Here is a 22,814-nt window from a genome sequence, read left to right as displayed (position 1 = left end):
CCGGCATGGCTGATTTCCCCGGCATGATGGTGCCGGTTGGCGCGGACGACTCTGGCCTGCGGCGGGTGCTGTCGCAGGCGGAAGCCCGCGTCGACCAGTTCGCCGGCCGCGTCGACGGTTCCGTGCGCCGCGCATCGTCCAGCTTCGACGCGCTCGGCCGGTCCGCGTCCGGCGTCGCCACCGCCGTGGTGGCTCTGGCCGGCGTGCAGCTCGGCGCCGGAGCGGCCGATTCCCTGGTGGAGGCCACCAGGGCCGCAATGGCGTTCCAAACCGCCATCGCTCAGGTCGGCACGCTGCTGAAGGGGGCCGACACCAGCCGCTACGCCGCCCAGGTCAAGGATCTGGCGCGGCAGTTCGGCGGGCTGCCGACCGACCAGGCCAAGGCCCTCTACGAGGTCATTTCCGCCGGCGCCTACAGTGCGGCCAATGCCATCTCCGTGCTGACGGAGGCCAACCGGCTGGCGATCGGTGGCGTCACCGACGTGCAGACCGCCGCCGACGGCCTGACCTCCGTGCTCAACTCCTACGGTGCGGCGGCCGGCGGTGCGGCCAATGTGGCCGACGCCTTCTTCGCGTCCGCCGCCGCCGGCAAGACCAACATCAAGGAGCTGGCCTCCTATATCGGGCAGGTCGCCCCGATCGCGGCGCAGACCGGCGTGTCGCTGGACGAGCTGATGGCCGCCGCCGCCGCGCTGACCGCCAACGGCATCAAGACCTCCACCGCCATGGACGGCATGCGGTCGGTGATCGCCGCCGTGCTGAAGCCGTCGCAGGAAGCCACCGCGACCGCCCGCGCGCTGGGCCTGGAGTTCAACGCCGGCGCCCTGAAGGCGAAGGGCCTCGCCAACTTCCTCCAGGAGGTGGCCGACAAGACCGGCGGCAGCTCCGAGTCGATGGCCCTGCTGTTCGGCGGCGTCGAGGCGCTGCTGCCGGTGATGGCCCTGGCCAGCCGGGAAAGCACCGCCTTCGCCGATGCGCAGCAGGAGCTGCAGAACAAGGTGGGCGCCACCGAGGCCGCTTACAGCCGCTTGGCCGAAACCGGGGAGCAGGTGGCCAGCCGCCTGCGTGCGGCGGCCGAGGTGTACCGCGTCGAGCTGGGGGATCGCCTGCTGTCCGCGGTGCAGCCGGCCATGGCCGGGCTTGCCGACAACTTCGACCGGGTGACGGCGGCGGCGGAAGCCACCGCCCTGGCGTTGGGTGCGGCCTTCGTCGCCCGCGGTATCGGGCCGGCGATCCAGGCTGCCGGGCAGTTCGCCGCTTCCCAGGTGGCGCTGCGCAAGGAGCTGCTGACCAACACCGGGCACCTGCTGCAGAAGGAGGCCGCGCTGCGCGCCGGCGCCGCCGCGACGGTGGAGGCGGCGGCGGCCGACGTCGCCGCCGCCCAGGCTGCCCAGGCCAAGGCCCGGTCCGACCTGGCTGCCCGCGCAACGCAGTACGAGGCGGCTGCGGCGCTCGACGCCGCCATCGGCAAGACCGCGCGACTGGTGCAGGCCGAGGAGGCGCTGATCGCCGCCCGCACCGCACGCGCGGCGGCCGATGCGCGGGTGGCGGAGACCACGGTCGCGCTGACCATGGCGCAGAGTGCCCAGGCCTCTGCCATCGCCGGCACCGGCGTGGCGGCCACGGTCGCCTCGCGCGGCATGGCCCTGCTGTCGGGAGCCATGGCCCTGGTGGGTGGCCCGGTGGGTGCCGCCCTGCTGGCGGGCGCCGCGGCGGTCGCGGTCTTTTCCAGCGGGATGACCGCATCGGAAAAGGCGACGCGTCTGCACAGCGACGCGATGCGGGACTTCGACTCCGCCTTCGACCGCAGCACCGGCAAAGTGAAGACGATGACGGAGGCGGTCGCCGCCCTGCGTCGTCAGAACCTGGAGGCCGCCCGCGACGCCGCCCTGGCTGCGGTGAAGCAGGAAGAGACCTACGCGCGTGCCGGTTCCTTCAAGATCGACCGTGCCGCCTACGAGTCCGGCCTGTCGAAGGAGGACGCCGCCAAGGTCTTCGGTCCGGCGCGCGAGCTTCAGCAGCAATTCCTCGCCGGCGCCATCGACGCCGAGGCGCTGTTTGCCGCCATCGACAAGCTGGCCAGCCAAGACGCCCGGCTGAAGCCGCTGGTCAAGGCCTTTGCGGAGTGGGCCGCCCCGCTGGCCAAGGCGAAGCAGGAGGTCAAGGAAACCGAGGCGGGGCTAGCGCTGCTGAACGGCACCGCCGACGATGCGGCCAAGGCCGTGCTCGGTGTCGGCACCAACGCGGGCACGGCGGCATCCGGCTTCCAGACCATGGGCGGTGAGGTCGCCGGACTGACGGCGAAACTCGCTGACCTGGTGGCCAAGTCCAAGCAGTTGGAGGTGCCGGCCGGCTACCAGCGGCGGCTGGCCGAGTTGGTCGGGCCGGAGCCGACGAATGGCGATGCCAAGGATCTCGACCTGTGGCGGCGCAAGCGGGACGCTGCCGATGCGACGCTGCGCCCGATCGTCGGGCTGGAAACACGGGACCAGACCGCCGAGCTGGAGCGGCAGGCCAACGGGCAGCGCCTGTTGGCTGGTGCGGTCACCGATGCGGCCAAGGCGCACGCGCAGAACCGCATCGAGCTGGCCAAGGTCGCGGTGGAGTACCCCGGCCTTGGGGCGGAGACGGCGAAGACTCTGCTGACGACCAAGGATTTCGGGGCGGTGCTGAAGTCGCTGCCGCTCGACCTGCAGCAGCGTTGGGCCGTGCTGCAATCATCGTCGCAGGCGCAGTTGGCCGGGGCGGCGGCGCAGGGCACGCTGCAGCTGCAGTTGCAGACCGATGCACAGGCGCGGCTGGCCGCGGCTGCCGGCAAGGGCGAGGCAGCGACCCGGCGGGCCACGATCGAGAACCAGGTCGCGGCGGCGGCGGTGCGTGGACTGTCGGCGGCCACCCGGACCAATCTGGAGGCACAGGAGCGGTCCACCCAGCAACAGCTCCGCACCGAGTCCACCCAGCCGATCCTGGCCCGGATCGAGGCACAGAAAGCGCTGGTGGCCGCCTACGGGCAGGGGCCGCAGGCGGTCAAGGCGGCGGAGCTGGCCGAGCAGGCGCACACGCTGGCGCTGAAGGAAGGCGAGCAGGGAACCCAGCTCTACACCGAGGCCAAGGCCCATTACATCGAGCTGCTGACCCAGGCGCAGCAGCTGGAGTCGGCGGTGGCGGCCGGTCCGATGCTGCAGCGGCAGCGCGACCAGCTGGAGCTGGGACAGAAGCAGCTGCAGCTGATCGGCGCGTCGGCCGAACAGCGGGCGGTGGAGCTGGCGCGCACTCAGGCCCTGATCGACCTGCGCGAGCGCAACATCGACGCCGCCAGCCGGGAGGGGCAGGCTTATCTGGCCAACGCCGAAGCGCTTGCCCGGCAGAACCTGGCGCTGGAGCGGACCAACGCCGCCTACCAGGAGCTGGAGCAATTCGGCGATCGCAGCTTCGACGCCATCCTGCAGAAGCTGTCTGCGGCCGGCAAGTCGACCATGTCGTGGGCCGACGCCATCGGCACCGTCAGCGTGGAGCTGCAGCAGCTCGCGCTGAAGATGGCCGTCATCAACCCGCTGAAGAACATGGTGATGGGCAGCAACCTGCCCACCGTGTTCGACCTGTTCGGCGGCAGCGGCGAGCAATCGGGACAGGCGCAGGGTGGCGGGCTCACCGGCAGCCTGACCAACACCGCGTTGTCGAAGGGCGCCGGCTGGGCGCTCGACAAACTCATCCCCGGCGGCCTGTCCGGCGCAATCGACAGCTTCGGTTACAGCGCGCTCGGCATCGGCAGCCAAGCGACGACGCTCGCCGGGCAAACGGTGCTGGCACCGTCTGCCGAGGTTCTGGCGTCTCAGACGGCCATGCTGCAGGCCGCCAACCCTGGCTTGGCCGTCTCGGCCTCTCCCACGGTGGTGGCCGGTTCTTCGGGCGGTGCGGCCGGTGGCGTGGCTGCCGGGACCGGCCTCTCGGCCTATCTGGGCGCCGCCGGCGCCGGTGCCTTCGGCGGCATGGGCGGGGCCTACCTGGGAACCCTGACCAACTCCAAGGTGGTGGGCGGACTGTCGGGTGCGGCGCTGGGCGCCGGCGCGTCGGCACTCGCCGCCTACATGGGGCTGGGCGCTATCGGCGGGCCGATCGGACTGGCGATCGGCGCGGTGGTCGGCGGCATCATGGGCATGCTGGGCACCCAGAAGGCAACGGTCGGTCCCAACAGCTCCGGCAACGTCGTATTGGACGGCAAGGGCGGATTCCGCACCGACACCGCCCTGGCGGACAACGGCGCCGATGCCGGCCAGATGCAGCAGCTGACCGATGCCGTCGCCGCGTCGATGAACACGGTGGTGGCCGGCATCGGCGGCAAGCTGACCGGTGGCGACGGCGCAAACACGGGGCTCATCCAGCAGTTCGCCAAGGACGGCAAGTGGTACGTGACTCCCAGCGTCGGGGAGAAGGCCGGGCAGCGCGTCGAGTTCACCGACCAGGACCAGGCGATCGCCTTCTACATGCGCGAAAGCCTGAAGGGGCTGATCGGCACCGGCCAGCTGACCGGCGTCAACGACGACGTGAAGAAGGCACTCACCACCTCCAAGGCCACCAAGGCCGAGGAACTGGCCACCGACCTGGGCTTCGCCGCGGGCTTCCGCCAGCAGCTCGACGTGATGAACGCCAGCCTGGATCCGACGAACAACCTGCTGAAGACCTTCACCGAGAACGCCAAGGCGATCGGTGACCAGGTCAAGACCAACATCACCGATTGGCGCAGCAAGGCCAGCGAGCTGGGGCTGGCCACCGAGACCGAGCTGACCGCCGCCGCCCGCAAGGGCATCGAGGCGATGATGGGGCTCGGCCCGGCGACCAAGCCGCTGGTGGGCATGGCCGCGGCGACCAAGCAGGCCGAGATCGAGTTCGAACAGTTCCGGCCGGCGCTGCTGTCGCTCGGCTACACCACCGGTGAGGTGGCCGAACTGGCGGCACGCTACACCCGACGCCTGCAGGACAGCTACGCCGACGCGGTGGCCTATGTGCAGCGGCAGGGGGCCGTCGCCATTGAGGCGCTGATCAACCCCAACGCCAAATCCAGCGCGCTGGACCGGCTGCAGGGGCTGGGCCTCGACCGCACCAACTCTGCCATCAAGGGGCTGGCCGGCGTCATCGAGGGGGTGGAGCAGGCGGCATCCGGCGGCACGCTGACGATCGAGGCCGAGCGGGCGGCGCTGGGCCGGCTGAACAGTGCCCTCTATGACGGCACCATCACCGGTGACCAGTACAGCACCATGGTGGGCTATCTCACCCAGGCGTGGAGCGACAGCGCCGATGCGGCCGAGAAGGCGGTGCAGAAGGCATCCTGGCAGGCCGACGTCACCAGCCGGATGTATGCGGCGCTCGGCAACAGCCGCGGCGCCGGGCTGATCGCGCTGGACGCCCAGCAGGCGGCAGCCCTGGCAGAGGCCACCGCGGCCGGCTACGACACCACCCAGCTGCGCCTGGTGCAGATGGCGGAACGGGCGAGCCAAGCCTTTTCCCTGGCACAGCAGGACCTGCTGGACGCCTATGACCGCGAGATCGCCGCCAAGCACCAGGTGGTCGACTCCATCCAGTCCGGCGCCATCGCCCTGTTGCAGGCCGCCCGGCAGTTCCGCGACGCCCGCGCCGCCCTGCGGGAGGGCGACGACTCGCCGCTGGCACCGCGCCAGAAGATCCAGGAGGCGACCGACCGCTTCGACGCCGCCTATGCGGTGCTGAAGAACGGCAGCTCCACCGATGCGGAAAAGGAAACCGCCCGGCAGACGCTGCTGCAGGTCGGTCCCACCCTGGTGGCGCTGGAGAAGGCGGCCAGCGGCGGCACCGCGTCGGTGCTGTGGGACAAGGTGGACAGGGTCTTTGCCGAACTGGGCAACACCAGCGGGCTGAGCCTCGACACCGCCACCCAGGATTTGCAGGTGGCGCAGGACCAGCTGAAGGAGCTGCAGAAGGCCCGGGCCGACGCCGCGGCGATCGGGCAGCGCCAGCTGGGCAGCCTGTCCGGCCTGCGCGACGTCATGGACCAGAGCTATGCCGTCTGGCAGTCGGCGCTGACGCCGCTGATGAAGTTGACCAACGGCAACGACAACCGGCCGCGCTACAGCGCGCCGGCGGCGGTGCAGACGGCATGGGAACGCCTGTCGGGGGCGCAGCAGGCTGGGATCGCCAGCTCCATGGGCTGGGGCGGCAAGCTGGACGAGGCCTTCAATGTCTGGCTGGCGATGGACAGTGGCCGGGCTTCAAGGTTCGGCGAAGCCGTCCTGACGGCGACACCCTCCACCCCCGCGGCGCCTGCCGAGACCACGGAGCAGAAGCGCCAGCGGCTGCAGGCCTTCAGCCTTGACCAGATAGAGGCGACCTTCGGCGCCTTCCCCGACATCCAGGCGGAGCGGGCGCGCAACCCCGGCTTCAATCTGGCGCGGTGGTTCCTGGACAACGGGATCGACGAGGTGCTGGCCGGCACCCGACGCATTCCGGGCTTCGCCACCGGCGGCATTTCTTTCGGGCCGCAGCTGGCGTGGGTGTCGGAAGGCGCCCACACCGCCGAGGCCCATGTGCCGCTGCCCGACGGCCGGCGCATCCCGGTGGCGCTCGACCTCCGGCTGCCCGGCAGCGACCTGGAGCCGCCGGCGCCGATGGTCTCCTTCCGCCGCCCCGACCTCGATGCCGGCGGCGCCGGCGTGGCCGAGCTGCTGGAGGCGGTGGAGGGCCTGCGCGACGAGGTCCGTGCGATCGGCCGCGACGCCCTCACCCAGCGCGCCCGCATCGGCGCCGATGCCGCCGCCCTGCTGGCCCGCGTCGAGGCCGCCACCAGCGACCTGCCCAGAAAACTCGCCAACACCCGGAGGGCCGCCTGATGACGGTGCGTCTGATCGACCTGACACTGTTCCACCGCCCCAGCGGCCACCGCCACCGGCTGCCGCTGGCCACCTTCCCCGGCTACCAGTCCGGCCCGGCCGACAGCCCGGCGAACGTCACTTGGCTGCCGCTGGTGACCGCCGGCGCCGACGCGTCGGTGTCGATCGGCAGCCTGGGTGCCGCGGACGGGCAGGCCGAGCTGCGGATCGGCGACCTGGTGCTGCGCAACGAGACCTCGCGCAATCCGGGACAGCGCTTCGCCACCCTGCAGGACCTCGACACCGGCGCCTGGCTGCGCCTCGCCCTCGAAGACCGGCCGCTCAACCTGCTGCTGACCGGCGACTATGTCATCCAGTCGGTGACCGAGCGCGAGATCGAGGACGGGGCGCCGCTGGCCGAGGCGGTGACCATCTGGACCGCCCGGGTTGGCCAGCCCAAGCCCAAGCGCACCGAGATCGCCCTGCCGATCTACGACCAGCGCCTCGACTACGACACGCCGATCCAGACCGAGCGCTACAAGGGCACCGGCGGATACGAGGGGCCGGCCGAGCTGAAGGACACGTTGAAGGAGCTGCCGCTGGGGCACTGCCCGATGGCGCGGCCGACCTATCTCGGCATCATCGACGGCTTCCACCGCTGGTCTGTCGGTGGCGGCAAGCCGGTGCAGGACGTGCCGCGGGGCTGGTCTTCCGGTGTCGGGGTGACCAGGCAGAGCGGCGCCACCCCGGCGGACAACGCGCACTTCACGGTCGACCTCGCCAGCGGGATCATCACCACCACGGTGAAGTATGCCGACTTTCGCGTCGAGGTGCTGGGCCGGAAATTCGCCGGCGTCTACCGCCGCTATATCGGCGAGCTGATCGCCGCCCTGGCCACCGGCGCCGGGCTGGCCGGCACGGTGGACAGCGCCGGCATGGACGTGGTGCCGCGCACGGTGGGGCTCTTCCTCCCCGCCGGCGACGGCACCACCCATGCCGCCGCCTATGCCAAGTTCGTCGGCAGCGTGCCGCGGGGCGGCTGGTATGTCGGCACCGCCGGCCAGCTGGTGGTGACCCGCGTTCCCCGTCCCACCGCGGCGGCGGCGGTCCGGGCCTACAGCAGCGCCGCCGGCACCACCACGGGCCTGCAGTATGTCGAGGGCCAGCACAACCCGCCGGCCAAGCAGGTGGTGCTGCGCTGCGCCCACAACCCCAGCCCGTCCAGCAGCGCCGCCACCGACGCCTCCGTGGCCGACGCCACCCGCTGGATCCAGGAATGGGTGGAAGTGCCATCTGCCACCGACGAGGCGATCGCCGCCACCTGGGGCAGCTCGGCCAAGGTGGCCACGGTCGAGACCGCGCTGACTTTCAGCGCCGATGCCGCGGCAGAGCTGCCGGCCTGGGTGGCCGAGCTGTCGGCGCCGCCCACCCTCTACGAGCTGCCGGCGCTGGACGGGGCGCCCGGCGTCTGGATCGGGGACACCGTGACGGTGGAGGACGACATCGCCGGCTTTGCCGATGGGGCGCCGGTGGTGGTCTATGGCCGGTCCATCGCGGACCGCAGCGGCGGCGCCACCCTCTACGTGGCGCGGTGAGCCATGGCAACCGGACTTCTGGCCCATATCAACGAGCTGTCGGAACAGGACTGCGCCATCACCGGCGTTGCTGCCGACTGGGCGGCAACGGCGCCGCTCGATGCGCTGAAGACGCTGCCGCTGGTGGACGCCGCAGTGTCCACCCGGATCGGCAGCCGGGACGAGCCGGTGGTGCTGGAATGGGAGTGGGACCGGCCGATCGACCTGACCTATGCCGGCCTCTACCGCACCAACCTGTGGAAAACCGGCCGTATCCGGCTGGAGGCCTTCAAGACCAGCGCCCGGACCTCGCTGGCCTTCAGCACGCAGTTCGCCGGCGGCATCGACCGCCTGGTGCTGCCCGGCCTCTACGATCCCAAGACGCTGCGGTTCGGCGGTGAGAACACCGTGCTGGGCCAGTTGGGCGCCCGTGAGTTCCTGCGCTACCCGACGAACATCCATGTGGTGATGCCGCTGTGCAGCGCGCAGGTGCTGCGCTGGACGATCTACGGCCCGGCCTACCGGGTGACCGGCAGCCGCTACAGCACGACCGAACAGGCCTATCGGATTGGGTTCGGCTGGGCCGGCGACAGCGTGGCAATCGACCGCCATGTCGGCGCGTCCGCGGAGGGCTACCGCCGCGGCGGCAAGGTGACGGAGCTGGCCGGCGGCGGGGTGGCGGTGGAGCCCGGGCGCGGCCGGCGCACCGCCACGCTCGACCGCACCGTCAACGAGTCCGGCGACCGGGACCGCCTGTTCGACCTGGTCAACTTCCTCGACGCCGACCGGCCGGCGGTGTGGCTGCCGGACACCGACAGCGCCTTCGACTGCTACCGCTACGGCGGGCTTTTCCAGGTCATCGAGGACTTCAGCCAGAAGTACCTGAACGACCTGCACAGCGCCGCCACGATTTCTCTTGGTGAGGTGACGACATGACGACGCTGGCCACCATGCTGGCGGCAGCCCAGCGGCTGCTGAACTACTACAACGGCGACGAAAAGACGGCGCAGAACCCCGGCGGCCTCACCGGTGTGGGTGGCATGGCCGACAACTGGGATCCGTGCATCCAGGACATCGGCACGGTGGCCAACGGGGTGGGCACCGCCATGACCGCGGCCTCCACCAGCGAGGGGAATGCTGCCGAATCAGCTTCAGCGGCAGCCAACAGCGCGCAGAGCGCCCAGCAGAATGCCCAGGCGACCGCTGCCGATCGGCAGGCCACCGGGCAGGACCGGCAGGCGACCGGTGCAGATCGGCAGGCGGTGGCACAGGATAAGACGGCGGTCCATCAGGATCGGTTGGCAGCCGATGCGGACGCCCAGGCAACCGCGGCTGATCGGCAGGCGGTTGCCACCGACCGGGATGCCGTCCACCAGGATCGTCTTGCTGCCGACGCAGCCGCCCAGGCAACCGCGCAGGACCGACAGGCCACCGCAGCCGACCGGCAGCAGACCGGGCTGGACCGGCAGGCTGCCCAGCAGGCAGCCGCCAACGCCCAGACCTGGGATCCGACGAACTACAGCCGCCGGTTCTCCCTTCCGATTCTGAGCGTGGCGGATTGGGTCAAGCTGGGAACCTGGACTGCCCAGGTGGCAGATCGTCTGCTCATCGAGATGACGGGGGGGTATGCCTACTCGATTGACCAGCCGACCAGCACAGGCGGCGTGACCTTCATCACGGCCACCATGCTGGCGGACACAAACGCCGCATTTCCGAACGTTGCCGGGCAGTACTCCTACCTGGGCAATTCTGCCTGCAATGCCGTGAAGTTCGTTCAGAGCGGCAGCAATCGCTTCGTCTACGACGTGTTCGTCTCGCGCCCTGCTTACACCAACATGACCTACCGGGTGATGTGCGCAGGGACCTGGACCTCGGTAAATGCCCCTTCACAGCCGTACCCCGGAACGGCGGCCGGCAGTGCCACCATCGCCGATGGCAATCCGCTTGGCACCATCCTGACCGGCAGTTGGACTTCAACCAACGCCGTAGGAAACACACTCGCAATGCGGGACTCCGGCGGATCGTTGGCGGCTCTTGCCTACACCGCTGTGGGGGCTGGGCCTTCCTATTACTGGTGGGAAACTGACGCCGCCCTGAATAACCATCAATGGTACGCCAGCGTCGATGGCGGCGTGCTGTCCTTCGGCGTTCTCAATGACACAGGGACCGCTGGCGCCAACTGGCTACAGGTTGTTCGCTCTGGCGTTACTGTCGCTTCGATCCAGTTCAGCGCCGCCGTCCAGCAGAACGTCGTAACTCTGGCAAATGTCAGTGGAGCTTTCACCCCGAACTGCCAGCTTGGCAACGAGTTCGATTGCGGCACGCTGGGTGCGGCGGCCACCATCGCCAACCCGACGAATGTGCCGGCTGTGGGTAGGGTGCAGCCCCTGTCCATCAAGTGGACCCAGGACGGTGCCGGCGGGCGGACCATGAGCTTTGGCGTCAACTGCATCAATGTCGGCGGCACCAGTGCAAACACAGCGCCCGGCAAGGTGAACTTCGCTGTCGGGAAGGTTTACCCAGACGGTAAGTTCTATTATTCCATCGTCAAGGGAGCGTGACCATGATTGGCATCGATGATCTGATGATGTGCAGCGGCGCCGATTTGTACCGATATTACCGCCTGTCGTTTCCACTTCAAACGACCATGGACGGTATCTATATCACTGAAATTGAATACATAGGGAGCGGGATATCTTACCCACAGACTGCGGCACCTGCATCAAGCATCACAGCAAAAAATGAGCTGTTCAGTAGTAAGAACGTGGCTTTTGATAAGAGTACTAGTTCAGGTCAATGGCACGACGGCACACCGTCTTGGATCACTATTGACTTTGGCGCCACCACCCCCGTTGAGGCTACGGCGGTAGCTATTACAATCGGCCCGATGGGAGGTGATCCAAATATGTTTTCCGTAGAGTGCAGTCACGATAACGCGACGTGGGTAACCAGACTTGCAAGGTCTGGCGTTACGTGGACTTCTTCCAATCAACGCCAAGTATTTAATTTTACGGCATAGCCCTGGACGAAGGAGAATGTGATGCAGTTCCCTGTTGCTGTAGTGTCCGAAGGGGCGGTAATCGCGGTTTATGCTGCTGCTGCGCCTTTTGTGTATGGGGAGGCTGAGGATGCGGTCAACCATCCGGCCGACGCTTGGTCACTCTGGTCCGCCGATGATTGGGCCGCCATGTGCCCTGGCTGGTCTCTGCTGCCGGTGGTTGACGATCCGCCGTTGGAGCCCGGCAAGCGCGCCGAGTGGCGGCCGGTGGAGGATTGGACGGTCGGCAGCGACGCCGTGACGGTGGTTTACCGCATGGTTGACCTCTCGTCTGCCGAACTTGCCAACGAATTGGAGGCTGCCCGATCCGCCAAGGTGCGCGCCATCGACGCGGAGCGGGATCGGCGGCTGGGGCTTGGCGCCCTGCATGCAGGTAAGCGCTTTTCAACGTCCGACGCCAACCGCACGGACCTGGGAGGCATGGCGACCACGGCCGGGCTGGTGCTGTCGGGCGCGCTGCCTGCATGGCCGGACAGCTATGCCCAAGGCTGGATCGCCATCGACAACACCCGCCTACCGCTGCCGACCCCGGCCGATGGGATCGCCCTGGCCGCCGCGGTGGCGCTCTCCTATTCCGCCACGGTTCAGCATGCCCGTGACCTGAAGGATGCAGCTCTGACCGCCGCCGATCCGGCCGCCGTGGACGAGTTGGCCGGCTGGCCCGAATAGTCCGCGACAACACTCCAACCCTGACCGATCCGGCGCCTGCGAGGCGCCTTTTTCATGTCCGGAGGACTCGATGGTCTCCACCCTCTGGCCGGTGCTCACCGGCTGGCTGGCGGTGCATTGGCGCGAGCTGGCACTGTCTACCCTCTTCCTCGCCTGTGCGTTCCGGGAACGCGGGCAAGACCACAAGACGCTGGGCACCACCGCAGCGCGGGCGCTCTTCTGGGCGCTTCCGGTGGCGGCCGACGTCTATCTGCTGCTGGCCGGTCTCACGCTGGACCGCGCTGCCGCCATCACCGCGGCACAATGCGGCGCGCTCGCTTTCGCCGGCATAGCCTGGCTGCCGCACTCGGCCGGGCAGAACCTGGCCGAGACGCCGGCGGACTACCCGGCCAGCTGGACCGCCCGCATCAGCCTCCCGAACAAGCTGGGCTACCTGGCAGCCGTTGGCATTGCCCGGCTGTACCTGATTGCCCTGCCGCTGGCCCACGATCACCCCGCGGCCATGTGGCTGCCGCTGGGCGGCCTGTCCATGGTTCTGGCCTACCTCGCCGGCGCCAAGCTGCCGGCACTGCCCTGGCGCCTCACCAGGCCGACTGAATGGGGTGAGTTCCTGACCGGTGCCGGCGCCGGCGCCGCGATCGGCGCGGTGCTGGTGGCCGGACAAGTCGATTTTCTCGCCCTCATGTGAGGCGCCAAAACTTAACACGCCACCCGCTGCTGACCTCCACAAAGCCGCCCGGCATGCACCGGGCGGCCTTTTTCATGCGCGAAGGAGTTTCCGCCATGCGTGCTATCCTGCAAGCCGCCGTCGACCTCGTGAAGGAGGCCGAAGGCCTGCGCCTCACCGCCTACCCGGATCCCGCCACCGGCGGCGCTCCCTGGACGATCGGTTACGGCCACACCGGCCCGGATGTCCGGCCGGGACTGCGCATCACCAAGGCGCAGGCCGAGCAGCTGCTGCTGGCCGACCTCGACACCGCCGCGGCGGTGGTCGACCGTGCTGTCACCGTCGAGCTGACTGACGCCCAGCGCGGTGCGCTGGTATCCTTCGTCTTCAACGTTGGCGCCGGTCGGAAGGCCAAGGGCAAGGACGTCGGCAAGGACGGGTTCGTCGTGCTCAAGAGCGGCCAGCCGTCCACCTTGCTGCGCAAGCTGAACGTTGGTGACGCCGCGGGCGCCGCGGCCGAGTTCGCCAAATGGACGCGGGGCGCCGGCAAGGTGATGGCCGGCCTGGTCAAGCGCCGGGCGGCCGAGGCTGCCCTGTTCCTGTCGGATGAGGTCCACCCGGTGAGCCGGGTTGCCGAGCTGGCGCCGGCCATGAAACCGATGGCCAAGTCGGTCAGTGCCGTCAGCGGCGGCGGTGCACTCGGCCTGGCTGGCGTGGCCGTCCTGCTGGACCAGGCGCGCGACGTCTCCACCGCCATCAAGGAGCTGCTGCAGGCGCTGCCGTCGGGGGCGCTGGGCTGGGCCGCGGCCGCCCTGCTGGGGATGGCCGTGGCGGTGATGCTCTGCCGGCGCTGGGATGACCAGCGCAAGGCGGCCTGATGCTGGCCTTCCTCACCACGGACTGGGGCCGAGCGGCTGCCGGCCTGATCCTCGCCAGCCTGGTGCTGGCGGGGATCGTCACCTTCGGCGCGCTTCAGCGCCAAGCAGGGCGGCAGGACGCCGTCCTAGAGTCGACCACACAGGCACTCCGGAACGCAGAGGTGCGCCATGGGATTGAGGATGATCTACGCCGGCATCCTGCTGGCGCTGCTGAGCGGCTGCGCGACCAATGGAGCCGGGACTGAGGGAGGCTGCGCCGCCTTCCGCCCGATCTACACTAGCCGGGCGGACGCGCTCACCGACGGCACTGCCGAGCAGCTGCTGGCGCACAATCTGACCGGCGCCCAGCTGTGCGGGTGGGCGCCGGTGCGCTGAGGGAGGCCGAAGTGTTCACACGTGAACAACGTTGCGGCTTTCGATAGGTTTCGACCCGCGCTGTTTTAACACTACGATCTGTCTTGCTCAGACCACTTGCAGCACGTATTCCGTTTGGAAAGGTAATTTCACATTTTCCTTTAGAGTGGATGAAATATCGGGTGCAGACAACAGCAATTGCGTTTCGATCTGCGCCCCCCGAGCTATGGATGTCAGAGATGCCAATTCTTTAATGTATGCTGTAATTCCATCTATATCTTGAGCGTTCAAGGAAAGATTTGTAGCATCTCTGGCCAAAAGATCGTTAAGCCCTTCCGATCCCTCTGATATCTCGGTTATAGAAGTCGCAATGTAATCAAGATCGATCTTGTTTTTCCCAACCTGTGAGAGAAAAATTTTGCTATTTAAGCTTGCTAATGGAAGCATCACCGACGTTGTGATTGCTGACGATATTTTCGCAATATTGATGTCGTATTCAATTGCGCTGCTCTGAATTGTGTCGATGAGAAATTCAGATTTTGAATTCCCCGTAGCCTCCTCATAGAGCTCCGAAATATGGGAAAGGAGCCCTCTGTCACGGCGGATTTCCTTTGCAATTACGCTGCTTGTAAGAATTCTTGAGAAGAAATCCGAAGCCGATTTCTCAATTAATTTAGAAATTTCTACTGCCTTCTGGTGCGCGGCCTCCTTCTCGCCAATAGTTAGATCAATTTTTATTGAAAGAAGCTCGCTCATCAGCCGCATTCTGTTTACTTCAACTGTACAGAATTCATGCTCATCGAGTGCATTTTCGTATTCGTCCACAAGGCTATCAAAAATCCTTATAGCTTTATGGATGGGCACAAGATTTTGCGTGACGATGCTTTGAGCGCCTGCCTCATCTTTTCGATCAGCGTAGGCCAAGGTATCCAGCACAGCACCTACTTCCGCAAACACCATATCTCGATGGCGAGCATCAATTCTTCCAGATAGAGAACTCAGATCGTACGCTATAGAATCAACTTTCTTATCGATCTGCGCAACCGCACCGATAAGTTCATCAATCTTGTTGTTTACTTTATCGATCTTCGATTCTAGGCGAGAAAATCTCTTATTGAGCGCTCTAAATTGACCGCTCATGTAAGCAAATGTAATCGCTGACACTCCAAGATTTAGAGCGCCGCTAATAGATGAGAATAGTCCAATATTTGGCGCGCGAAAGCGAAACGCCTCCGATAGATGATGCTCGATCTGGCCCGTGGAGATGTTCTTTATTACAGTGCCCTGCCGGACTAGATTTGGATTTCCGGCAGCTTCTTGAGGCCACTTCATAAAGATAATTTCTTGTTCAATGAGCATGGCGGTTATCCACATTCCTTGTATTTAATTGCCTGGTCGCCGCGTTCCGCTTCTCGAAAAGCGGGAGGTAACCGCGCCTATAACGACTATAAAACGAACGCAAAGTGATTATGTCACCTGAAGCTACGGACGATCAAGATCCTCAACGACAGTGCCAAGGTGTGGCCGCTGAGCCATGTAAGGGTCGACCACGTCCTAGACGCTCTCGACTACATCCAGGGCAGAGCTGGACGCGCGAAGGGCGGAGCGTCTCCTCGAGTAGCTGCATGCCCCGCTCCCCTTCTTCGTTTGGGCCTCAGAGAAGCGTTTGCGAGAGTGTATGCGAGAGGGGGGTGTTTTGGCATTGATTCAGCCCTTGGAATGGGAAGAATTTCCATTGAAAATTGATAGTTATCAGGCGCTCTGCCCTCTGGGGGATTGAGGCTCTACATGCGAAACGGGCGGTCGCTGCAGTGCGACCGCCCATCCAAGAAAATGGCGCGCATTTTCTTTGTCTAACCCATTGGCAAAATTCGCTTTTTGCAGATTGTTTCAATCTGTCATAGCCGGGCCGGTTATGGCGTGGTCCTGCACCGGACGGCGGAAATAGCCGCTTCGGTCGGGATCGGCCTTGGCGTGTGGAGGGCGTCGAACGACGTTGCCGCTGGTGCCACGGATCAATGCATACGCTGATACTATCCTTTTGGACAGCTGCGGTATCCCTCAGGATCCGCCCGCGGGCGTGGCAAAGCCCCTACAGTATTAGGGTCGATCCGGGAGGGCGCGCCATGATGCAGGACGATGCCGTGATGGCCGGTTCCCTAGCCATCTCCACCACGCTCCTGCTGCTGATGCTGGCCGCTTCCGGCAGGCAAGACAAGAAACCAAGACCCTGCCGGGTGCGGGCCGGGCGGCGGCACGTCGTGCCGCCGTCGGCGCCGCGCTACGCGGGTCCCCAATGGGAAGGAACTCCACCATGGCCTCTCGCATGGCTCGGATCGTTCATATGGGAAAACTGGGCGGCTATGCGGCGCTCCTGGATGGCGCGCTGCTGGAATTGGATGGACGCCTTCTCTGGCCGTCAGCGGGGGCGTTGAGCGAAGCGATGCGGCGCGTCGGCATTCAGCCGTCGGACCTGATCCTCGACACCCGCTCGCCCGCCGGGGCTACGCCCGCCGCAACGGTCAACGGATCGGCGGCTGTGCGGCCCCGGTCCGGCGGTCTGCGGCTGGCGGCGTGACGCTCGTCAGGTGGACGACCACGCTGCCGAAATCGCTGTCCGTCTCCAGCCGCACCGGCAGGGGCGGATAGCCGGCGGCGACCGGAGCCAGCCACAAATCCACCGGAGGCCGGTCCGCCGGGCTGCTCCGCTGCCAGAAGCGGCCGGTGGGGCCGGACCTCCCGTATCCCGCCACCGGCTTGTAGCTGACCCGGCATTGCTGGGCGAGGCCGGAGAAGACCGAATAGCGTGACGGATCGACGATCCGCCGCCCAACCTCGGCGAACATCATATCGTAGCGGCGGCGCCCGTCGAAGACCGGCAGCGACCGGTCGCAGCGTTCGCTCGCCCCCACCGCGAAGAGCAGGTCCAGCACGGCGGACAGCGGGTCCAGCGTGCCGCGCTGCAGGGCGGGCGGCACCGGCTCGCGGTCGTCGGTCTCCGGCGGGGGAGTGACGGTGGCGGACACGTCGCCCTGCGGCCCGTAGGTCAGGGTGACGTTGCGCGGCTCCCCCCGGAACCGGCTGGACTGCCGGTGGTTGGCCGGCCTCAGGTCGTCGCCCTGGCGGCGGCCGTCGCTCTCCGATTCCGTCTTCCAGGTGAACAGGCGGCCGATGGTGCCGCCGGTCACCGCCGACACCGCAATCCGGTAGCGGTCGCCCGTCACATCCAGTGTCGCATCCACATCCAGCGCGGTGACGCCGCCGACGAACACGCGGTAGGTCGCCTTCAGCGGCTCCGCCATGGCCGCCGGTGCTGCGAGCGGCAACAGGGGGAGCGACAGGCCGGCGGCCAGCAGGGCCGTTCCGAAACGGATGGGGAGGCGGAGAGGGCTGGGATAGGGCACGGTCCGGGGCTCCTGCTGGCGACGCAATCTTTTTTAAGATGGTGATGAATCTGGTGCTTGACACCCGGCAGGGAAGGCCGTAGAAACCCGCCCACCGCAGCGGCGGGGCCGACGAAAGACGGTCGCGACGCTCCCGGGAAAGCCAGCCGGAACGGCAGGACGGAACGGGGCAAAAAGTTTCAGGGTTCGGGCGCGTAGCTCAGCGGGAGAGCATTCGCTTCACACGCGAAGGGTCACAGGTTCAATCCCTGTCGCGCCCACCATCAAAAAGGCTTCGGACGAGAGTCCGGAGCCTTTTTCTTTTCCCTGCCGCCCTGGCAGGGGCTAAGCCGTTGCCGGCCCCGGGATGCAGCGGAACCACGCCAAGGCGCAAATTCCATATTGCTTATATAAGCGGCGAATCCGCGGTCGATTGACGCAGATCAGCCCCGTTTGCGTTGCAATACGGTAGGTTGGGTCATTCCCTGTCACCCGCTTCGGAAAGCTTTACCTCATGGACGATACCCGCATCGCTCTGCTCTCTCTCGGCCTGCTCGTCGTGGTCCTCGCCATCATCATCGGTTCGGTGATTTTCGTCCCGTCCTTCACCGCCCTGCTCGCCACGCTGCTGGCCTGGGCCAACTTGGCCTATCTGGTCGGCATCACCATCAAGCGCTGATTTTCCAGGGTCGACGCGGCGGGGGAGGGGGTGCCTTCGCCGCCGCTTCGGCAACAGTCTGTCTTACGGAAAGCTTTTCTGGACAGGAACGGTCCGACGCGTTATCCAGCGCGCGAATTCGACGCGCAAGGACCGCCGCCATGACGCTGCCCGCCGCCCAGACCTCCAGCGACCTGCCGATCCTGAGGACGGTTGAGGACCTGCGAGCACAGGTCGCGGCTTGGCGCAGGGAGGGGCTGACCGTCGCCCTCGTGCCGACGATGGGGGCGCTGCATGAGGGGCATCTGGGCCTGGTGCGGCGTGGGCGGGAATTGGCCGACCGGGTTGTCGCCAGCGTCTTCGTCAACCCGACCCAGTTCGCGCCACATGAGGATTTCGACCGCTACCCGCGTGACGAGGCCGGCGATTCCGTCAAGCTCGCGTCGGCCGGTTGCCACGCGCTCTATGCCCCGTCGGTGCGCGCCATGTACCCGGAAGGCTTCGCCACCGCCATCTCGGTCGGCGGCCCGGCGGAGGGGCTGTGCGGTGCCTTCCGGCCGCAGATGTTCGGCGGTGTCGCCCTGGTGGTGACCAAGTTGTTCCTGCAGGCACTGCCCGATGTCGCGGTGTTTGGCGAGAAGGACTATCAGCAGCTGATGGTGATCCGCCGCTTCACCCGCGATCTCGACATCCCCGTCCGCGTCGAAGGACTGCCGACGGTGCGCGAGGCCGACGGACTCGCCATGTCCTCCCGCAATGCCTATCTCGGCGCCGACGAGCGCGCCCGTGCTCCGGAGCTGCACCGGGCGCTGACCGCGGCGGCCGAGGCACTGGCTCGCGGGGCCGAGGCCGACGGTGCCCTGACCGGCATCCGCGGCCGGATCGCCGAGGCCGGGTTCGGCACCATCGACTATGTCGAACTGCGCGATGCCGAAACGCTGGAGCCGGTGACCGCCGTCACCCGTCCCGCCCGGCTTCTCGCCGCGGCCTGGATGGGCAAGGCCCGCCTGATCGACAATGTTCCGGTTATCCCGGCCGGCTGAACGGGCGGATTGTCGGTCAGGCCGATCGATCGGCATTTGACCAGCCTTTGCTGCAGGCCTAGCATCATCGGCGATGGGACTTTTGACCCTCGTGATTGGGGGCGGAAAGGCGAACTTGCGGCTCGTCCGTCGCAACCGGCATGGGGAAACGGTGTCCCTGATGCCGCTGGTTCTGACCGGCCTGCTGCTGGCGCTGGCAGCGCTCGGCACCACGGGTGCCGTGGTGGCCAGCAAGAACCGTGCACCTGCGCCACAGACACAGCCGGGGGCCGACAAGAAATACGCTGCCCTGCCGATGATGACCTTCGGTTTGGGCGGTGGCGGCGCGCGGATGGTCGACGTCAAGGTCCTGCTGGAGATCGACCCCTCGGTGGACGGCAAGGTCGCCGACCCCTACGTCCCCCGCATCTCCGACCAACTGTCCGACCGCATGCGCCAGATCGACCCGGAACAGTTGACGGGAGCAGATGGCGCGATGCTGATGAAAAGCACGATCGCGGGCGTGCTCGACCGCGAACTGCGTGGCGTGCGGGTGAAGGATATCCTGCTGGACCGGATGGTGGTGCGGTAGAAGAGAATGGGGGTAGGCGCCGCGAGAGCGCCCACCCCACTCCGATCATTCGGCCCCTATCACTCGGCCGCGACGGCGGCGCGGCGCCGGGCGTCGCGCGACTGGCGGCCTTCCTTCAGCTTTTCGGCCAGCAGGAAGGCCAGTTCCAGCGACTGGCTGGCGTTCAGGCGCGGATCGCAGGCGGTGTGGTAGCGGAGCGCCAGATTGTGGTCGGTGATCGCCTGGGCGCCGCCGGTGCACTCCGTCACGTCCTGGCCGGTCAGCTCGAAATGCACGCCGCCGGCATGGGTGCCTTCGGCCTGATGCACCTCGAAGAACCCGCGCGCCTCGGCCAGCACGCGCTCGACCGGACGGGTCTTGTAGCCGGTGGTCGACTTCACCGTGTTGCCGTGCATCGGGTCGCAGGACCAGACCACCGTGCGGCCTTCGCGCTGGACCTTGCGCAGCAGCGGCGGGAACTTTTCCGCCACCTTGTCGGAGCCCATGCGCACGATCAGCGTCAGGCGCCCGGCCTCGTTGGTCGGGTTCAGGATGTCGATCAGGCGGATCAGCTCGTCCGGGTCGGTGGTCGGGCCGCATTTCAGGCCGATCGGGTTCTTCACCCCGCGCAGGAACTCGACATGGGCGCCGTCGGGCTGGCGGGTGCGGTCGCCGATCCACAGCATGTGGGCCGACACGTCGTACCAGTCGCCGGTGGTGCTGTCGACGCGGGTCAGCGCCTGCTCGAACGGCAGCAGCAGCGCCTCGTGGCTGGTGAAGAAGTCGGTCTCGCGCAGCTGCGGCGTCGTCTCCGCGGTGATGCCGCAGGCGGCCATGAAGGCCAGCGTCTCGTCCAGGCGGTTGGCCAACTCCTGGAAATGCTCGCCGGCCGGCGACTTCTCGACGAAGCTCAGCGTCCACTGATGGACCTTGTGCAGGTCGGCGTAGCCGCCCTGGGCGAAGGCGCGCAGCAGGTTCAGCGTCGCGGCGGCCTGGGTGTAGGCCTGCATCATGCGCTCCGGATCGGGAACGCGGGCGTCGCTGGTGAAATCGAAGCCGTTGATGATGTCACCGCGGTATGACGGCAGCTCGACCCCGTCGATGGCCTCCATGTCGGCCGAGCGCGGCTTGGCGAACTGGCCGGCCATGCGGCCGACCTTGATGACCGGGATCGAGGCGCCGAAGGTCAGCACCACGGCCATCTGCAGCAGGACGCGGAAGGTGTCGCGGATGTTGTTGGGATGGAACTCGGCAAAGCTCTCGGCGCAGTCGCCGCCCTGCAGCAGGAAGGCCTGGCCGGCGGCGGCCTCGGCCAGCTTGGCCTTCAGCCGGCGGGCCTCGCCGGCGAAGACAAGCGGCGGATAGGAGGACAGGCGCTGTTCGACCGCCTCGACCTTGGACTGGTCGGGATAAGTCGGCAACTGCTTCGCCGGTTTCGTCCTCCAACTGGCGGGTGTCCAACGCTCGACCATGACGCGCCTGCTCTTCCTTGACGATTGCGGAACGGGGGCCGGGCGGGCGGCGAACGACCGGCGGCGAATCCCGTTGGGGGGTACTCTATAGCGCGACTCGCGGTAACTTTTCCACAGTTTCGGCCCGCCTCCCGGCAATGCTGTGCCGCAGCACCCCATGCTCCGCCACCAGGAGTGATTTCAGATGAAAGGAAGTTCGCGCCTGCGCCGCTGGCGGCGGGGCCTCGCGCCCTTTATACATCGGGGCAACCGACCACTCCCGACCGACCGCCCCCATCCATTGCCCGAGAGGAGCCCTTTTCGGTGAACGCGACATCCTGGCGGGCCAAACGCCTGTCCTCCTGGGGGCAGGTCCTGGCGGTCTACCGCGACCCGCGCGTGCTGGCGATCCTGTTCCTGGGCTTTGCCGAAGGGCTGCCGCTGGCGCTGACCGGAGCCACGCTGAATGTCTGGCTGACCGAGGAAGGCGTCAGCCGGACCAACATCGGCCTGTTCGCGCTGGTCACCATGCCCTATGCGCTGAAGTTCCTGTGGGCGCCGCTGATCGACCGCATGAGGCTGCCGGTGATGACGCGGCTGTTCGGGCGGCGGCGCGGCTGGGCGCTGACGGCGCAGGCGGCGCTGATCGCGGCGTTGCTGGGGCTGGGCACCACCGATCCCGGACAGGATCTGTGGTGGACCGCGCTGTGCGCGGTGCTGGTCGCCTTCTGCTCCGCCAGCCAGGACATCGTCGTCGATGCCTACCGCGTCGAGGTTCTGGAGGAGCATCAGCAGGCGGCCGGTGCCGCTGTGCTCGTGCTGGGCTATCGCTTCGGCCTGATGGCGGCGGGGGCGGGCGCCCTCTTCATCGCGGAGGCCTATGGCTGGCGCACCGCCTACGAGGCGATGGCGGCGCTGGTGCTGGTGGGGATGGCGACCATCCTGCTTTGCCGCGAACCGAAGGAACCGCCGCCCAACGCCCGTGAAAAGCTGATCGCCGAGTGGCTGGCGCGCCGGCCGCATCTGTCGGGCCGCAGCGCGGTGATGCTCGCCTGGCTCTATGGCGCGGTGGTGGCGCCCTTCCTGCAGTTCATGGAGCGGCGGGCCTGGGTGCTGATCCTGGCCTTCATCGCCAGCTACAAGCTGGGGGAGGTGCTGGCCGGCCAGATGTCGTCCACCTTCTACATCAGCCTGGGCTTCACGAAGTCGGAGATCGCCACGGTCAGCAAGCTGTTCGGCCTGTGGGCGACCATTGCCGGGGGGCTGGTCGGCGGGCTTCTGGTCGGCAAGGTCGGGGTGCTGCGCGGCCTGATGATCGGCGGCGTCCTGCAGATGGTCTCGAATCTGGGCTACGTCCTGCTGGCCTGGACCGGCCACGACCTGTCCATCCTTGCGGTGACGGTGGTGGTCGACAATGTCTGCGGCGGCATCGCCACCGCGGCCTTCGTCGCCTACCTGTCGGGCTTGTGCAACGTCGCCTACACCGCGACCCAGTATGCGCTGCTGTCGAGCTTCTACAAGCTGGGCGGCGACCTGTTCGGCGCCTCGTCGGGCTGGCTGGCGGAGCGGATGGACTGGATCAGCTTCTTCCTGCTGTCGATGGCCGGCGCCATTCCGGCGCTGTGCCTGCTGGTCTGGCTGATGGGGCTGCACCGTCGGGAACGGGAGAGCGCCGTCCCCGCGCAGTGAC

General features: G+C 67.1%; 17 protein-coding genes and 1 tRNA gene. 15 read left to right on the top strand and 3 right to left on the bottom strand.

The genetic code is table 11. The features are described from left to right. The first annotated feature begins 5 nt into the window (after positions 1 to 5). From FZ983_RS15995 to FZ983_RS15950, 9 genes are all read left to right on the top strand, one after another. Positions 6 to 6,860, top strand: a complete 6,855-nt coding sequence (locus tag FZ983_RS15995; RefSeq protein ID WP_149224520.1) for a phage tail tape measure protein — start codon at positions 6 to 8, stop codon at positions 6,858 to 6,860. Further along, entirely contained in the window at positions 6,860 to 8,434 is a 1,575-nt protein-coding gene (locus FZ983_RS15990) for a hypothetical protein (protein ID WP_149224519.1), read from the top strand. Before FZ983_RS15995 ends, FZ983_RS15990 begins: the two co-directional genes overlap by 1 nt. A 3-nt stretch (positions 8,435 to 8,437) precedes the next feature. Next, positions 8,438 to 9,349 carry a hypothetical protein gene (locus FZ983_RS15985; RefSeq protein ID WP_149224518.1) on the top strand — a complete coding sequence of 304 codons (912 nt, stop codon included), beginning with the start codon at positions 8,438 to 8,440 and terminating at the stop codon, positions 9,347 to 9,349. Then, positions 9,346 to 10,974 carry a hypothetical protein gene (locus FZ983_RS15980; protein WP_149224517.1) on the top strand — a complete coding sequence of 543 codons (1,629 nt, stop codon included), beginning with the start codon at positions 9,346 to 9,348 and terminating at the stop codon, positions 10,972 to 10,974. Before FZ983_RS15985 ends, FZ983_RS15980 begins: the two co-directional genes overlap by 4 nt. A 2-nt stretch (positions 10,975 to 10,976) precedes the next feature. Continuing rightward, complete coding sequence (locus FZ983_RS15975; RefSeq protein ID WP_149224516.1) at positions 10,977 to 11,432, top strand: discoidin domain-containing protein; 456 nt, start codon at positions 10,977 to 10,979, stop codon at positions 11,430 to 11,432. A gap of 168 nt (positions 11,433 to 11,600) precedes the next feature. After that, positions 11,601 to 12,140: a DUF4376 domain-containing protein gene (locus tag FZ983_RS15970; protein WP_149224515.1), complete on the top strand. Its 540-nt coding sequence runs from the start codon at positions 11,601 to 11,603 to the stop codon at positions 12,138 to 12,140. Between the two features lie 70 nt (positions 12,141 to 12,210). Then, a complete protein-coding gene (locus FZ983_RS15965; protein ID WP_149224514.1) occupies positions 12,211 to 12,828 on the top strand; it encodes a hypothetical protein in 618 nt (205 codons plus the stop codon). Positions 12,829 to 12,923: 95 nt separating this feature from the next. Then, positions 12,924 to 13,685, top strand: a complete 762-nt coding sequence (locus tag FZ983_RS15960; protein WP_149224513.1) for a lysozyme — start codon at positions 12,924 to 12,926, stop codon at positions 13,683 to 13,685. A gap of 168 nt (positions 13,686 to 13,853) precedes the next feature. Beyond that, the gene (locus FZ983_RS15950; protein ID WP_211102928.1) at positions 13,854 to 14,060 is read left to right on the top strand and encodes a hypothetical protein; all 207 of its coding nucleotides are present in this window, start codon (positions 13,854 to 13,856) and stop codon (positions 14,058 to 14,060) included. Positions 14,061 to 14,147: 87 nt separating this feature from the next. On the opposite strand, the gene FZ983_RS15945 is transcribed toward FZ983_RS15950, so the two are convergent. Beyond that, entirely contained in the window at positions 14,148 to 15,398 is a 1,251-nt protein-coding gene (locus tag FZ983_RS15945) for a hypothetical protein (RefSeq protein ID WP_149224510.1), read from the bottom strand. Positions 15,399 to 16,353: 955 nt separating this feature from the next. Here FZ983_RS15945 and FZ983_RS15940 point away from each other — a divergent pair. Then, positions 16,354 to 16,617, top strand: a complete 264-nt coding sequence (locus tag FZ983_RS15940) for a hypothetical protein (protein WP_149224509.1) — start codon at positions 16,354 to 16,356, stop codon at positions 16,615 to 16,617. Here FZ983_RS15940 and FZ983_RS15935 read toward each other — a convergent pair. Next, positions 16,562 to 17,443, bottom strand: coding sequence for a DUF3108 domain-containing protein (locus FZ983_RS15935; RefSeq protein ID WP_149224508.1), 882 nt, complete (start codon positions 17,441 to 17,443; stop codon positions 16,562 to 16,564). The two genes, FZ983_RS15940 and FZ983_RS15935, sit on opposite strands and share 56 nt — an antisense overlap. Before the next feature lie 188 nt (positions 17,444 to 17,631). Here FZ983_RS15935 and FZ983_RS15930 point away from each other — a divergent pair. The 4 genes from FZ983_RS15930 to FZ983_RS15915 all read left to right on the top strand — a co-directional run bounded on the left by FZ983_RS15930 (position 17,632) and on the right by FZ983_RS15915 (position 19,694). After that, positions 17,632 to 17,706, top strand: a tRNA-Val gene (locus FZ983_RS15930). 230 nt (positions 17,707 to 17,936) lie between these two features. Further along, positions 17,937 to 18,101: a sugar tyrosine-protein kinase gene (locus FZ983_RS15925; protein ID WP_149224507.1), complete on the top strand. Its 165-nt coding sequence runs from the start codon at positions 17,937 to 17,939 to the stop codon at positions 18,099 to 18,101. A gap of 140 nt (positions 18,102 to 18,241) precedes the next feature. Next, positions 18,242 to 19,123, top strand: coding sequence for a pantoate--beta-alanine ligase (gene panC, locus FZ983_RS15920; protein WP_149224506.1), 882 nt, complete (start codon positions 18,242 to 18,244; stop codon positions 19,121 to 19,123). Between the two features lie 160 nt (positions 19,124 to 19,283). Next, complete coding sequence (locus FZ983_RS15915) at positions 19,284 to 19,694, top strand: flagellar basal body-associated FliL family protein (RefSeq protein WP_247883780.1); 411 nt, start codon at positions 19,284 to 19,286, stop codon at positions 19,692 to 19,694. A gap of 59 nt (positions 19,695 to 19,753) precedes the next feature. On the opposite strand, the gene FZ983_RS15910 is transcribed toward FZ983_RS15915, so the two are convergent. Next, positions 19,754 to 21,145 (bottom strand): 3-deoxy-7-phosphoheptulonate synthase class II, encoded by a 1,392-nt coding sequence (locus tag FZ983_RS15910; RefSeq protein WP_149224504.1) that lies wholly within the window; start codon positions 21,143 to 21,145, stop codon positions 19,754 to 19,756. A gap of 303 nt (positions 21,146 to 21,448) precedes the next feature. On the opposite strand from FZ983_RS15910, the gene FZ983_RS15905 reads away from it, so the two are divergent. Continuing rightward, positions 21,449 to 22,813, top strand: coding sequence for an AmpG family muropeptide MFS transporter (locus FZ983_RS15905; protein ID WP_149224503.1), 1,365 nt, complete (start codon positions 21,449 to 21,451; stop codon positions 22,811 to 22,813). Position 22,814 lies beyond the last annotated feature (1 nt).

This window comes from Azospirillum sp. B21, from assembly GCF_008364825.1.
Classification (GTDB): domain Bacteria; phylum Pseudomonadota; class Alphaproteobacteria; order Azospirillales; family Azospirillaceae; genus Azospirillum.
This window is presented reverse-complemented; position numbering and strand designations above follow the sequence as displayed.